10 protein-coding genes and 1 tRNA gene are annotated in these 13,417 nt (G+C 70.3%); 6 read left to right on the plus strand and 5 right to left on the minus strand.

Annotated elements, in window-relative coordinates:
* Nucleotides 1-34: 34 nt before the first annotated feature.
* The 4 genes from OF852_RS04350 to OF852_RS04365 form a co-directional block, all read right to left on the minus strand.
* Nucleotides 35-2,650, minus strand: a complete 2,616-nt coding sequence (locus tag OF852_RS04350) for a S8 family peptidase (protein WP_271120583.1) — start codon at nucleotides 2,648-2,650, stop codon at nucleotides 35-37.
* A complete protein-coding gene (locus OF852_RS04355) occupies nucleotides 2,647-3,603 on the minus strand; it encodes an AAA family ATPase (protein WP_271120584.1) in 957 nt (318 codons plus the stop codon). The genes OF852_RS04350 and OF852_RS04355 overlap by 4 nt, the downstream gene beginning before the upstream one ends.
* A 145-nt stretch (nucleotides 3,604-3,748) precedes the next feature.
* Nucleotides 3,749-3,961, minus strand: a complete 213-nt coding sequence (locus tag OF852_RS04360) for a hypothetical protein (RefSeq protein WP_271120585.1) — start codon at nucleotides 3,959-3,961, stop codon at nucleotides 3,749-3,751.
* Nucleotides 3,962-3,972: 11 nt separating this feature from the next.
* Nucleotides 3,973-4,341 carry a sulfate permease gene (locus OF852_RS04365; protein ID WP_271120586.1) on the minus strand — a complete coding sequence of 123 codons (369 nt, stop codon included), beginning with the start codon at nucleotides 4,339-4,341 and terminating at the stop codon, nucleotides 3,973-3,975.
* Between the two features lie 220 nt (nucleotides 4,342-4,561).
* Between OF852_RS04365 and OF852_RS04370 the strand changes: the two genes are divergently transcribed.
* Entirely contained in the window at nucleotides 4,562-5,707 is a 1,146-nt protein-coding gene (locus OF852_RS04370; RefSeq protein ID WP_271120587.1) for a DUF4062 domain-containing protein, read from the plus strand.
* Nucleotides 5,708-6,491: 784 nt separating this feature from the next.
* Here OF852_RS04370 and OF852_RS04375 read toward each other — a convergent pair.
* Nucleotides 6,492-6,565, minus strand: a tRNA-Pro gene (locus OF852_RS04375).
* 114 nt (nucleotides 6,566-6,679) lie between these two features.
* Here OF852_RS04375 and pcp point away from each other — a divergent pair.
* The 5 genes from pcp to OF852_RS04400 all read left to right on the plus strand — a co-directional run bounded on the left by pcp (nucleotide 6,680) and on the right by OF852_RS04400 (nucleotide 13,415).
* Nucleotides 6,680-7,333, plus strand: coding sequence for a pyroglutamyl-peptidase I (gene pcp, locus OF852_RS04380; RefSeq protein ID WP_271120588.1), 654 nt, complete (start codon nucleotides 6,680-6,682; stop codon nucleotides 7,331-7,333).
* A gap of 506 nt (nucleotides 7,334-7,839) precedes the next feature.
* Nucleotides 7,840-9,369 (plus strand): sugar transferase, encoded by a 1,530-nt coding sequence (locus tag OF852_RS04385; protein ID WP_271120589.1) that lies wholly within the window; start codon nucleotides 7,840-7,842, stop codon nucleotides 9,367-9,369.
* A complete protein-coding gene (locus tag OF852_RS04390) occupies nucleotides 9,369-9,836 on the plus strand; it encodes an adenylyltransferase/cytidyltransferase family protein (RefSeq protein WP_271120590.1) in 468 nt (155 codons plus the stop codon). Before OF852_RS04385 ends, OF852_RS04390 begins: the two co-directional genes overlap by 1 nt.
* A 61-nt stretch (nucleotides 9,837-9,897) precedes the next feature.
* On the plus strand, nucleotides 9,898-10,509 hold the full coding sequence (locus OF852_RS04395; protein ID WP_271120591.1) for a hypothetical protein: 612 nt from the start codon (nucleotides 9,898-9,900) through the stop codon (nucleotides 10,507-10,509).
* 14 nt (nucleotides 10,510-10,523) lie between these two features.
* The gene (locus OF852_RS04400; RefSeq protein WP_271120592.1) at nucleotides 10,524-13,415 is read left to right on the plus strand and encodes a fibrinogen-like YCDxxxxGGGW domain-containing protein; all 2,892 of its coding nucleotides are present in this window, start codon (nucleotides 10,524-10,526) and stop codon (nucleotides 13,413-13,415) included.
* Nucleotides 13,416-13,417: the final 2 nt, after the last annotated feature.

Here is a 13,417-nt window from a genome sequence, read left to right on the forward strand (position 1 = left end):
GGTGCGGGCGTTGAGCGGCCTGTCGTCGTGGGCATCAGCTCTGCACCCGGCCGCGTGCGCGATCGCGAACCTGCTGGCGCAGTCTCGCCCGTACCTCGTCATGGATGGTGGTCGATGTCTGCTCCGCAGTCTCCACGGACACCACGAGCGCGTATCGCACGGTCTTGCCGGCGCGTAGCCGTTGAGCGTCGTCCATGCACTCGACGTGGATCGGGAAGGTGCCATCGTCGCCGAACACCATCGTGCGGGTACCCTGCACAATCTCGTGCTGGAGGCTTCCCCGTCTGACCGAGTTATGCTCGGCATCGATCCGCTCCCCGCCGGCGAGTTGCATGTCTGGCGTGGCGAAGTAGACCTTGGCGCCCCGGTAGCGGTTGAGCTGGCCGACGGTGGGGACCATGTAGGCGAGGGTGATGGTGAAGCGGTGCCACTCTGCACGCGCACGAAGCGAAAGCGGCAGCGGCAACTCGTAGGTGTGGCGTTGGTCGCGTGCGATCAGTCCCCCGCCGACCAGCACCGCTCTGTTCGTGGCTGCGGTTCCGAGCCGGTCGGTGTCGAGCCGGCCGTACCCCAGGAGCGCAGTCAAGTGGCGGCGGGCTCGCTGGTTGGTGAGGCCGAGTTCGCGGCGCAGTCGCGCCTCCCATTCGCCCCAACTACTGGCGTGGGCGAGGAGGGCTCTCACGAGCAGCGGGTGGTACTGCGGGTCCGGGAGCGGCGCGTCATCGGGATCGTCGGAGCCGGCTTCGAGGATGTCGTACAGGCGGCTGGCTTCACGGGCCACCAACGCGGTTGCGTTGCTCGTGCCGATGGTGAAGACGGTGTTGTTCGTTGCGCCCGCTCGCCCGGGCGCGGCCACTTGCAGGCCTGGCCCGGTCGCTGCGGTCGAAGCCAGTTCCACCGCGACGGATTCCTGCCCACCGGAAGGTGTGACAGGGCGGGCGTAGAGCGCCCTGCCTCCGATGTGATGCAGGTCGGGCTTGACGGAGCGGTCGACGCCGGGGCCGGTCGCGCCGTAGTGGGCTGGGCCGTCCTGGTGGGTGATGTCCCAGGCGGTGTCCGGCACCTCAATGTCGCCGAGCCCATCGCCGTGGGTGGCCCCGATGGTCAACGCGTTGAGGGCGTCGCCTGGAGGGAGGATGCCTCGCAGTAGCGCGGCGTCGTAGACGGACCGAAGCGTAGCAGATCGTGCCGAGTCGGCGTTATTGGTGGCATCGGCTGGGATCGTGAGCGGGCCAAGATGGTTGCCGGCGCTGACGATGAACAGCAGGTTGTAGGAATGGGCGAGCCAGTCGAGTAGCCGTCCGACAGGGCTCATCCGGCGCACGAGCGCTCGGGCTTGCGCACCGATGGAGAGGTTGATGATGCGCACGCTCGGCGCGACCGGACCCCGACCAGCTTCTCCTTCGACGATTCGTTTGACCGCGCGGTGCAGCAGATCCGTAAGCAACCGGTCCGGGAGGATCTGCTCGTGTCCTGCCATGAACTCATGGGGTCGCATGATGGGCCGGACATACAGTGGCCGGTCGAGCGGTTCGCCGTCGGCCGAGAGGTCACCGTGGATGATCAGCGAGGCCATCGCGGTGCCGTGGTGGCGCGCGGCCAGCGGGTAGTTCTCGCCGAGCCCATCGGGATCGTCGACCACCAGCCGGCCGGCAAGGGCGTCGTGGTTGGGAAACGGCAGCCCGTCCAGCAGGGCGACCCTGGGCAGGCCGTCGGTGCGTTCTCCGGGAGGCAGGCGGACCTCGCTGACCGGTTCTGTGGTCGGCGGTGCGACGCTCATGGGAGTGAACGGGTTGACGAACATGACTTCGTCGGTGGTCAGTAGCCGGATCGACGCGGCCCCGTCGGCCAGCAACGAGTGAACCTGTTGGATCGGCAGCTCCGCGAGCAGGGCGTGGTAGCTGATCTCGCCGATCTGGGAGCGGTCAAGCACACGGCCGCCACTGTCGGAGATGACCTGCTCGACGTGCGCCTGTGCTGTGGCGCGCTGTGTGGCGTCGCGGCGGTACCACAGCTCGACTTCAACCATCACGGTGCTGACGGACTGGCCGACCACGTCGAGGTTCTCCTGCCACTGCTCGCGCAGGCCGGTCTCTCGGATGCGATCCTCTGGTCCCCACCGTCGGATCGCGGTGAGCTGCTGGAACGCGGTCTTGAACTTGCCCAAGCCGTAGGCGAACGATGCTGACGGGTCTGCTTGCCAGGCGGTGAACAGGCGCAGGAGTTCGTCAATCGCTTTGGCGTTCGACATCATCAAGTACAGGGAATGCTGGACGGGCTTGTCCGTGCGGCCGCTCTCGGACTCGGTCATGTGGAAGTCGTCGTCTGGGTCGGACTGGTCTCCGATCAGCTCGGACAGGAACTCCAGTCCGTCGATCTGGTCGATCGCGTTGCGGAAGTCCTTGATGCTGCCGGCGAGGTCGAAGACGACCACCAGCGCTGGGTCGACCTCGTCGGGTGTGTCAGCGGAAAGACGCGCCCGCTCGGCATCGAACGCTGCGCTCAGCTCACCGAACTGCGGCGTCAGCCGCTCCCCTTGACGACCGGCATTGGGTCTGGACAAGCGCGGCATGTCCCGGGGCGTTTGTGTGGGCCGATCTACCACCGTTGGCGACCCGAACGCCAGGAGCGGCCGGCGCTCCGCGGTCACCCCGCCGCCTGATCTCGCCTGTGCTCAAGACGTTCCTGGACGATCCGCCGGAGGTTGCTGTCGGGCAGTTCGAGCACGGCTCTACGGCGCACGTCCAACGCGAACTCCTCCAGTTCGGAGAAGCTTGCTCCCGCGAGCTTGTCCGCGAGGGTCCGGGGGGCGAATCCGAGGTCGCCGCCCAAGCGGGCGGCGAGGCGTTCCAGGAAGCGGGTGGCCTGTGCACGACTGGGCGGTTCGAGTTCAGCGCGAATTTGGAAGCGCCGCCACGCGGCCCGGTCGAGAAGTTCGCTGTGGTTGGTCGCCCCTACCAGCAGGACGTGCGGAGGGAGCTGGTCGATCTGGAGCAGCAGGGTCGAGACCACCCGCTTGATCTCCCCGGTCTCGTGCTCGTCTGATCGTTCCTTGGCGATGGTGTCGAGTTCGTCGAAGAACAGCACGCAGCGGCGGGTGCGGGCAAACTCGAAGGCGTTGTCGAGCCGTGCCGCGGTCTCACCCAAGAAACTTGATACAACCCCTTCGTAGCGGATGACGTAGAACGGCAGCATCAGCTCCGAGGCGATGGCCTCGGCGACGCTAGTCTTGCCGTTGCCCGGCGGGCCGGACAGCAGCAGTCGATTGCGGGGCTCGATCCCGTAGCTGCGCAGCAGCTCGGCGCGCTTCTGCTCCTCGATCAGCTCGGTGACGACCCGGTGCGGGACCGGAGCAAGCTCCAGCTCGTCCAGGCGTCGATGAGGAACGATCTCCTGCACCAGGTCACGCATGGCTGCGGCGCGGTCATCACGCGGGGCGCTCTGTCCGGTGGTGGTGATCAGCTCGGACAGGCGGTCGGCGACGAGATGATGCTGGTTGGCTCGCTCCTCAGCGATCACCGCTTCGACGAGGACGCGGAAACGGTCTCGATCGCCACGACGCTCGGCCTCGACGAGGTCGAGAAGCAGGTCCGCACGCGCCATGGTCTGCCTCCCTCAGTCGCCCGCCGTCATTCGCTACCCACTTTACCGGCGGCGGCTCTGAGGCTAGCGAGCCTCGCCGACACCGCGGCTACCCTGAAAATCGCAAGCCCCGGTGGACCTCCGACCTCGGTCATGTCGCCGGGGCTCAGTCATTCTCTCGTGCTGAGTCCGGCTGTACGGGGCTCGGGTAGGTCTCGGGAACCTCATCTGCGCGGTGGTGTGCCCGTGACTGGCCGACCTCTTGCAGGGTGAGGCGGATCAGGGCTTCGCAAAGCTTGTGCAGGTCGGGCGGGTCACGGTGCACCGCGCGGACGGTGAACTGTCGTTCGTCGTAGCGGCGCCGGGCGATCTTCTTCACGTACGCGCCCATCACACACCCCCTCCTACGCGGCGACCATGAGCCGGGGGGTCGGCACGCTGCTCACGGCGGCGTGCGGCGTGCTCGCGAAGGCGGGCACGGAGCAGGTGGACGAGGCTGACCGGTCCCATGATGGCGAACTTCATCGCGTCGTAGATGAACAGCAGCACGAGCAGGTGCAGCCACCCGGGACCGCCGCCCTCGATCAGTTGCACGCAGAGGTTCGCGGCGTACAGGTACGGGATTGCCAGCAGCATCTCCGGAAGGCTCCAACGCAGTCCGCGGCGAGTGCGGATGGCGTCGAGCAGGATGTTGGAGGGCATGTAGCGGCGCAGGAAGTAGCGGGTGTGGACACTGAGAGCCCAGATGAGTCGGAGCATGGACAGACCTCTTCAAAGGTTCGGCGACAAGAACCTGAAAGGACCGCCCATTCCCGGGAAGGTCATACGGTCGCAAGGAGCGACAGCGCCGCATAAGAGGCCGCCTCGGCAGCCAGTTTACGACGCCGCGCAGACACCCGGAAGAGGCAAGGCGAGCTTGCCCGCCCCAACGCTCGCGTGTGCGCTACGCGTCTGGACGTGTCCGTGATGGACTTGAGGCATGGAGGATGCGTCGTTGCTGATTGACCAGCGCTCGGCCTCCCTGGCTGCCACCAGGGAGGATGTGCGGGCGTGGGCGAGCGGGCGGCGGGTGTTCGTGTCCAGCCTGATCACCGACATGCCCGACGAGCGGGCCGCGGTGCGGGCAGCGATCGAGTCGGTCGGGGCGACGGCGGTGATGTTCGAGGATCTCGGAGCACAGGACGTCTCGGCCGAGCAGGCCTACCTCTCCGGTGTTCGCAGCTCTGATGTCTACGTGGGCATGTGGGGTTCGCGTTACGGCGTGCGGATGCCCGACGGGTACTCGGCCACGCATGCGGAGTTCTTGGAGGCCGAGCGCAACGGCCTGCGGCTGTGTCTGTTCGTGCACGGCGAGACCGGCGGGGCGATGGACGGTGCGCAGCGCGATCTGATCCAGGGTGCCCGCAACCTGTACACGACGAGTCCGTGGAGTGACCCGGACGACCTCGGTCGGCGGGTGCGGCGTCGTCTGGAGGAGTTGGCTGCGGAGGAGCTGGCGCCGTGGGTGCGGGTGGGCCGGACGTTATTTCGTGCGCGAGAGATCACCAACGACGGGAAGACGATCTCGCTCACCGCGGCGGTGCGCAGCGACGCGGTCCATGCCGAGCTGGTGCGGCTGCGGGACAACCGGGCCGGCGGTGTCCCGTTCGCCTCCCCTCATACCGCGCTGCCGGTGCAGATCGTGGAGCTATCCACTAGAACCGTCTCGACGATCGGTCATGAGGAACGGCTGACGTTGGTCACCCAGGAGCAGCGAGGCTCGACCATGCGCGCCTCCATCAACGGGATCTCGGCCGACGAGGTCGGGCAGCGGGCGCTGTCCGACGGGCTCTTCGGCACCTCGCTGCTCGGTCAGCAGATGGGGTGGATGGCGCGGCCGATCGATCCCCTGGCGCCACTGCGGGGACTGGGCCTGGACGACAGCGTCCTGCGGCCGGTGGCCCGCCTGCTGTTCGCTGAGCGGCTGATCACCGACCAGGCCGCGTCCAGGATCGACTCGTTCGTGCTCGGCCCCTCCCATCAGGGCGCGCGACGGCTACGGGCCACCTGGACCCCTCCGCAGGTCTATGTGAACGAACCCGACCCAGCCCCCGTTTCGATCGACGGCACCGTGACGGGCCTGTGATCGAGACGTTTGCTCAGAGGATGGACCTGCTTGGTGTGGGTCTTGCGGATCGGACAAGCCTGCTTCAGGTTCATGTGATTACAGACTGAGCGGGTCCCGCTCCTGCTTGCGACGCGTCGTGGGCTCATCCGCGCTGTTGATGATTCGGCTGGCGTGGTCGAGGGCGGTCTTCGCGCGGGCGGCGTCGGTCTTCTGCGCGGTCGATGCGGGCAGGGCACCCAGGGGCCTGTCGTCGGTGATGCCGTAGCGGTCGCGGTAGGCCGCGACCGTCCTGGTCTGCTGGTGCCACGCCCGCCGCTGGCCTGCCGTCCGCGGTCGTGTACCAAGGGGTGTGTGGTCCAGGCGGCGCCCTGGTCGAGAGCGGTGTCGAGGACGGCGTCGGCTCGCTGCTCCATCACCTCACGCCGCTCATCGAGGGCGTGGCGCGTGCCCGACGCGCGTGCACGCACCCCTGCGGCCGCCATCCTCGTCACGAGCGGCCAGAACCAGCCGCACAGCCCGCTCCCTCAACTCGAGCGGATACTTCTTCAAATTCGGCATGCTCCTCATCTCTTTCGGGATATCAGGAGCCTCCATTAGACCCGGGGCGCAACAGGGAGTGCTCCCGGAAGCGTTCTGGTCCCCTCTCTTGGTCCCCATATCCACAGGAAGCAGGTCCGGGGCGGCGCGGCCGTCCACAGACGACCACCCGCGAGAGCACCGGGGGCAAGAGGGGGGCCACGGAAAACAATCCCGGACTTACAGATGCCCAGGCGAGAAACTTACTCTCACCTGGGCTCTTACGTCGGGCTGACAGGATTTGAACCTGCGACCCCTTGACCCCCAGTCAAGTGCGCTACCAAGCTGCGCCACAGCCCGTGGCTTGTGCGCCGGCGGACCGGCACGATCAGCAAGCTTAGCGCCTCCCGCGCCGGCCCGAGGACATCCTCGGCGCGACGGGCGGGCGGTGCGGTCGTCGCGTAGCGTCGGGGCATGCCCGACACCCGGCCGACCGCGCTCCTCACCGGCTTCGAGCCCTTCGACGGCGCGACCCGGAACCCGTCCTGGGATGCCGTGGAGCTCGTCGCGCGGGACTGGTCGGGCCCCGCGCGGCTCGAGACGCTGCGCCTCCCCGTCTCCTTCGCCGGCTCACGCGCGCGGCTCGCGGAGGCCGTCGCGCGACTCCGCCCCGAGTTCGTGATCGCGGTCGGGCTGGCCGCGGGCCGCGCCGCGATCACGCCGGAGCGCGTCGGCATCAACCTCGAGGACGCGCGGATCCCGGATGCCGACGGCGCGCAGCCGGTGGACGAGCGGATCGAGCCGGACGGCCCGGCCGCGCGCTTCGCGACGCTGCCCGTGAAGGCGATCGCGGCCGCGATCCGGGAGGCCGGCATCCCGTCCGAGGTCTCGAACACGGCCGGCACCTACGTCTGCAACCACGTGCTCTACTCGCTGCCCGGGCTGGACGGGCTCGCACCGGACGCGCGGACCGGGTTCCTGCACGTCCCGGCGACTCCTGATACGGGGTCCGGGCCCGGGATCCCGACCCTCCCCCTCGAGCGGATCGCGACGGGGGTGCGGATCGCGCTCGAGATCTCGCTCACGCGCCGCGAGGACCTCCGGGAGTCCGCCGGGCGCGAGCACTGAGCGGCGAACCCGCGCCGCAACCCGACCCTGATCTGGGATTGTCTCGCGAGGCGAGGAACGCTCGGTCTACCCGATCGACGACAGATCGCCATCACACGGACCCTCGGAGAAATTCGAACATTCCACGAGATAAGGCTTGACGGCACCCCCCGGATGGGGGCATAGTTCCCAGGTCGGCACCGATTGGACACCCCCGTCCACCCGGTGCTCGATATCAGCATCGGATGCTCCGGAAGACGCCCACACTTCCCCGACGCAAGGTACCTGGTACCGCTTGATCCACCGCCCCCCACGGTCGGCTCGAGTGACACAACCGGGTCGCGATCCCCCGTCGCGGCCGGGCTTGCGCACCCCGAACCCTGATCCCGCCCCCGCCGGAGAACCCCAGCCTCCGTCATCCCCTGGTCCCCCGATTACCCAGGACACCGCCCGATGCATCTCGTCGACCCCGACACCCAGCACGGCACCGCGCGCGTTCCCGGGCTCCCCAGCCCGGACGCGACGCCATGACCGCGCACGACGCCCCCCGGACCACCGCCTCCCTCGCCGGCCACCTGTCGGCGACCCTCGACGGCGCCCGCTCGCACGCGCGGCGCATCACGACGACGAGCAGCCCGCACTGGGATGCCCGCTACCGGCGGCTTCTCGCGGTCAGCGACCTGCTCGTCATCATGCTCGTGACGGTCGCCGGCTCGTGGGCGAGCCGGCTCGTCATCGAGCCCGGTCGGTCGACCGCCCCCATCACCGGCCTGGAGTGGAGCCTCCCGGTCGTGGTGGCGGTCGGCTGGCTGGGAGTCCTCGCCTCCAGCCGCACCCGCGAGGCCTCCATCGTCGGCGTCGGCGCGACCGAGTATCGACGGGTCGCCCGCGCGACCGTCGTCGCGTTCGCGCTCGTCGCCTCGGGGCTCGCGGTGCTCGACCTGCACACCGAGCTCCAGCGCTACCTCGCCCTCTTCGCGATCGGCATCACCTCCCTGCTCGTGACCCGCTGGATCTGGCGCCTCTGGCTCGGCGTCCAGCGCCGCGAGGGCCGCTACCTCTCGACCGCGCTCGTCGTCGGCAGCGCCGACGAGGTCGCCTACGTCGTGGGGCGCATGGAGCGCCGGCGCCGTGCCGGCTACCTCGTCGTCGGCGCCGCGACCGACGAGGACCTCCCCGGCGGACGGATCGAGATCGGCGGCCGATCGATCGCCCGCCTCGCCGATCTCGAGCACGTCGCGGGCGCCGCCCACCGCGTGGGCGCCGACGCGGTCGTCGTCGTCGGCGAGCCGGTCGGCGACCGCGACTACGTCCGGCGGCTGAGCTGGGCGCTCGAGGGCGGCTCGACGCAGCTCGTGCTCGCCTCGAGCCTCACCGACGTCGCCGGACCGCGCATCCACTTCCGCCCCGTCGAGGGCCTGCCGCTCGTGCAGGTCGAGCTCCCCCAGTTCTCCGGCGCGAAGCACCTCGTGAAGCGGGCGATGGACATCGCGCTCGCCGCCCTCGCGCTGCTCCTCCTCGCGCCGCTCCTCGCCGCGATCGCGATCGCGATCCGGCTCGACAGCCCGGGTGCCGCGGTCTTCCGTCAGGAGCGCGTGGGCCGGAACGGCGAGACCTTCACGATGCTGAAGTTCCGCTCCATGGTCGACCGCGCCGACACCCGCCTCGGCGAGCTCCTCGACGCGGACGAGGGCGCGGGCGTGCTGTTCAAGATGCGCCAGGACCCGCGCGTCACCCGCCTCGGCCGGATCCTGCGCAAGTACTCGCTCGACGAGCTCCCCCAGATCTGGAACGTGCTCGTCGGCGACATGAGCCTCGTCGGCCCCCGCCCCCCGCTGCAGCGCGAGGTCGACGGCTACGAGAGCCACGTGCACCGGCGCCTCTACATCAAGCCCGGCCTCACCGGCATGTGGCAGGTCAACGGCCGCTCCGACCTCAGCTGGGAGGAGAGCGTCCGGCTCGACCTCTACTACGTCGAGAACTGGTCCATCACCGGCGACCTCATGATCATGTGGCGCACCGCCCGCGTCATCGTCACGGGATCGGGGGCCTACTGATGTCCGAGATCGTCGGCTACGCGGCGGGCGGCTTCGACCTGTTCCACGTCGGCCACCTCAACATCCTCCGGCACGCGCGATCCCGGTGCGATCGGCTCATCGCCGGGGTCGTGAGCGATGAGCGGCTCGAGGCGACGAAGGGGCGCGGCCCCATCGTCCCGCTCGCGGAGCGCCTCGAGATCGTCCGGCACATCGACGTCGTCGACGAGGCGGTCGCGGAGGACGAGGACAAGCTCCGGATGTGGGAGCGGCTCCGCTTCGACGTCTTCTTCAAGGGGGACGACTGGCGCGGTACCGAGAAGGGCCGCCGCATCGAGCGCGAGATGTCCGCGGTCGGCGTGCAGGTCGTCTACTTCCCCTACACGATGTCCACCTCGAGCACGAAGCTGCGCCGCAGCCTCGAGCTGCTCGAGCAGGGCGGGCGCCGGCCGGTGCTCGCCGAGGCGATGGCGGGCCAGCATGACTGAGCCCGCCGAGGAGCGCGCGGGGCGACGACGGCCCGCGCGACCAGCCACCCGAGCAGCCGTCGTGGGAGTCGTCGCGCTGACGGCGGTCATGGGCGGTATCGGGATCGCCCTGGGGACCATGCCGCCGCACGAGACTCCCACGACGGCGTCCACCGCCGAACCGGAGCCTCGCACGAGCCGGATCCCGGCGCCCGCGCCCGAGCCCGAGGAGCCGGGCCGCGAGCTCGACGCCGAGGAGTCGGCGGCCGCGAAGCAGGCCGGCGCGGCGGTCGATGATCTCCTCGCGCTCGGCGACGCCGTCGCCGCGGATCCGGAGGCCGGGCCCGGCGACGTCGGCGAGCTCGCAGACGGCTTCGTCCGCGGCGAGATCGAGGCGCTCGCCGCCGAGCGCGCCGACCTCGGCTACACCCAGACGGGCTCCGCCCGCGTGACCCGGATCGCGGTGCGCGACGTCGACCTCGACGAGCGCCCCGCGGCGATGACCCTCGACGTCTGCGTCGACGTCAGCGGCATCGACGTCCTCGACGGCGCCGGCCGCTCCCTCGCGGAGGCGATGTACCGCCCCAACCGACCCGTGCTCCACCGCTACGGCGCCCAGTACCTCGACGGCCGCTGGAAGCTCGTGACGCATGAGCTCCCCGACACCGAATCCCGGAACCCGAACTGCTCCTGAGAGCGAGAATGCCCATGATCCCTCGCACCGCATCCCCGACCCGTCGCCTGCGCAGCGCCGCGCTCGCGCTCACCGCGACCGCCGCCGTCATCGGCGGGCTGCTCGCCGCCCCCGCGGCGGCGAGCGCCGCCCCCGCGCCCGACGGGATGACCTCGCAGACGGCCGCGGCGTCCTGCTGGGAGATCAAGCAGCTCAACCCGGCGGCGCCCAGCGGCGTCTACTGGCTCGTCACCCCCGCCCTCGTCGCGCCGCAGCAGTTCTACTGCGACCAGGAGACGGAGGGCGGCGGATGGGTCCTCATCGCCCGCGGCCGCGACGGCTGGAAGCCGCAGTACCAGGGTCTGCGCACGCCGGCGGCGATCCGGAACACCCCGAGCGGCACGGGGGCCTTCGCGGTCGCCCAGCTGCCGTCGCGCACGGTCGACGCACTCCTCGACAACCGCCGCGTCGACTCGCTGACGGACGGCATCCGCATCCGCCGGGCGCGGGATGCCGCCGGCACCGCCTGGCAGGAGGTCCGGTTCAAGTACCAGAGCCGCGACCGCTGGGTGTGGACCTTCGGCGCCGAGCACCGCGTCGCGAGCTACACCTTCGACGGCCTCACGGGCTCGGGCGGCCAGACGAACAGCTTCGGCGGCGACAACGCCTTCCGCCGCGTCGACACGAACGCACCGCAGGCGCAGGCCTATGTCGGCGGACTCGCCTACGGGGCGAGCGTCACCGGAACGAACTCGGCCTCCACCTACCTCTACTCCTCGACGAACGGCGGCGGCAACGCGCGACCCTTCGCCCAGATGATGCTGCGGCCGCGTCTCATGACCGCCGACCTCGCGTATCCGGCGATCCAGGACGCGGGCACGACGGCGATCGAGCGCACCCCGCTCCCCGAGAGCGAGGCGATCACCACGACGTGGGGCGTGCAGGGCCTCGCGAACGGACGCGACTCGGAGCTCTCGACCGAGGTGCAGGCATTCGCCCAGGTGGGGAACACGGTCTTCGTCGGCGGCAACTTCCGCTACGTCCAGCGCACGGAGGCCGGTGCCGACCGCGTCGAGCAGCGCTATCTCGCCGCCTTCGACGTCGACACGGGCGAGTTCAAGCCGGGCTTCCGTCCCGTCCTCAACGAGCAGGTCAAGGCGCTCGCCGCGCTCCCGGACGGGCGTCTCGCGGTTGGCGGCGCCTTCACGCAGGTGAACGGCCAGGCCCGCTCGCCCTTCGTGATCCTCGACCCCGCGACGGGTGCGACCTCGACCGGCTGGCAGCTCGACGTGCAGCACCGCAACACCGGCGGCGTCGCGAGCGTGCGCGGCATGTCGATCGAGGGCGACTGGCTCTACCTCTCCGGGGCCTTCACGCACTGGGTCCGACCGAACGGGCAGGCGGCGAGCGCCTGGAACGGCGGGCGCGTCAACGTGCGGACCGGGGTCCCGGACGGCTCGTGGAACCCGCTCCTCAACGGGACCTCGGTCGGCGTCGAGGCGGCGAAGGCCGGCGACCGCGCCTACTTCTCCGGCTACTTCAAGCAGAGCGGGCAGGTCTTCACGCCCTCCGGCACGGCGATCCAGACGACCGCGGGGGCGCCCGTCGTCCAGCCGGTCTGGCTGCCGCAGTTCAGCAAGCCGGGCGCCGACTACGCCGGCAACATCTGGCAGCTCGGCGTCGCCGAGGCCGGCGGCAAGGTCTGGCTCGGCGGCTCGGAGCACAGCCTCTTCGGCTACGAGCGGCAGGGCTTCCAGCGGCAGACCGGCTTCATCACGAAGGCCGGCGGCGACTTCCAGGCCGTGGAGGCCTCCCGAGACGGCGGCCTCGTCTTCGGCGGCTGCCACTGCGGCGACTGGGTCTACTCGAACGCCTACACCTGGGACGGCGTCGGCACCGGGTGGACGCAGGCCGACAAGATCAGCCTCTTCGGGGCCTGGGACACGGCGAGCGGCACCTACGCGCAGGACTTCGCCCCGCTCATGCAGGCGCGGCGCGGTTTCGGGGTCTGGGCGCTGTTCCAGGACTCGCGCGGCACGCTCTGGGCGGGCGGCGACCTGAGCCGCTCGGTCCGGGCCGGCGAGGCGAACCAGTGGTCGGGCGGCTTCGCCCGATTCCGGGCGCGTGACACGCAGGCCCCGACGCGGCCGGGCTCGCCCGCGATCACGGCGTCGGGCGCGGGCGCGACGCTGAGCTGGGGCGCCTCGAGCGACGACCGCGCCGTCACCGGCTACGAGGTGCTGCGGAACGACCGCGTCATCGGCACGACGACCGCCCGGAGCTTCCAGGTCGCCGAGGCGGTCCCGAGCGACCGCTTCTTCGTCCGCGCCGTGGATGCGGGGCAGAACCGCTCCGCCTCGACCACCAAGCTGCAGCTCAGCGCACCCGACCCCGAGCCGGAGCCGGACCCCGAGGCCGTCACCCTCATCGAGACCGGCTCGAGCTGGCACTGGCGCTTCGACTCCGCCGCCTGGCCCGCGGGCTGGAACGCGGCCGGCTTCGACGCGAGCGCCTGGCCCGAGGCCCCCGCGGTCCTCGGCTGGGGCGGTGCGGTCGGCACCGACCTCACGGTCGGCGCGCCGACGCCGAGACCGCTCAGCGCGCAGTTCGTGCGCACCGTCCAGGTCGAGGATGCCGCCGAGCTGAGCGGCGCGAAGGTCACCGTGCGCGCGGACGACGGCGTCGTCGTCTACGTCAACGGCCAGGAGATCGGTCGGCGCAACCTCCCGGCGGGCACCCTCACGCAGAACAGCTACGCGAGCGCCGCGCCGAGCTTCGCCTCGGCCGCCGCGAACACGGCGGTCTTCGAGATCCCGGCGGGGGTGCTCGTCGACGGCGCGAACACGATCGCCGCCTCGACGCACCTCAACTACCGCAGCACGCCCAGCGTGTCGTTCGACCTCGCGCTCACCGCGACCCGGGGCTGACG

Source organism: Homoserinibacter sp. YIM 151385 (assembly GCF_027912415.1).
Lineage (GTDB): Bacteria > Actinomycetota > Actinomycetes > Actinomycetales > Microbacteriaceae > Schumannella.

Coding starts and splice junctions, on each gene's coding strand:
- OF852_RS04355 (WP_271120584.1), bottom strand. CDS start 3,603: ATGGCGCGTGCGGACCTGCTTCTCGACCTCGTCGAGGCCGAGCGTCGT.
- OF852_RS04365 (WP_271120586.1), bottom strand. CDS start 4,341: ATGCTCCGACTCATCTGGGCTCTCAGTGTCCACACCCGCTACTTCCTG.
- OF852_RS04370 (WP_271120587.1), top strand. CDS start 4,562: ATGGAGGATGCGTCGTTGCTGATTGACCAGCGCTCGGCCTCCCTGGCT.
- pcp (WP_271120588.1), top strand. CDS start 6,680: ATGCCCGACACCCGGCCGACCGCGCTCCTCACCGGCTTCGAGCCCTTC.
- OF852_RS04385 (WP_271120589.1), top strand. CDS start 7,840: ATGACCGCGCACGACGCCCCCCGGACCACCGCCTCCCTCGCCGGCCAC.
- OF852_RS04390 (WP_271120590.1), top strand. CDS start 9,369: ATGTCCGAGATCGTCGGCTACGCGGCGGGCGGCTTCGACCTGTTCCAC.
- OF852_RS04400 (WP_271120592.1), top strand. CDS start 10,524: ATGATCCCTCGCACCGCATCCCCGACCCGTCGCCTGCGCAGCGCCGCG.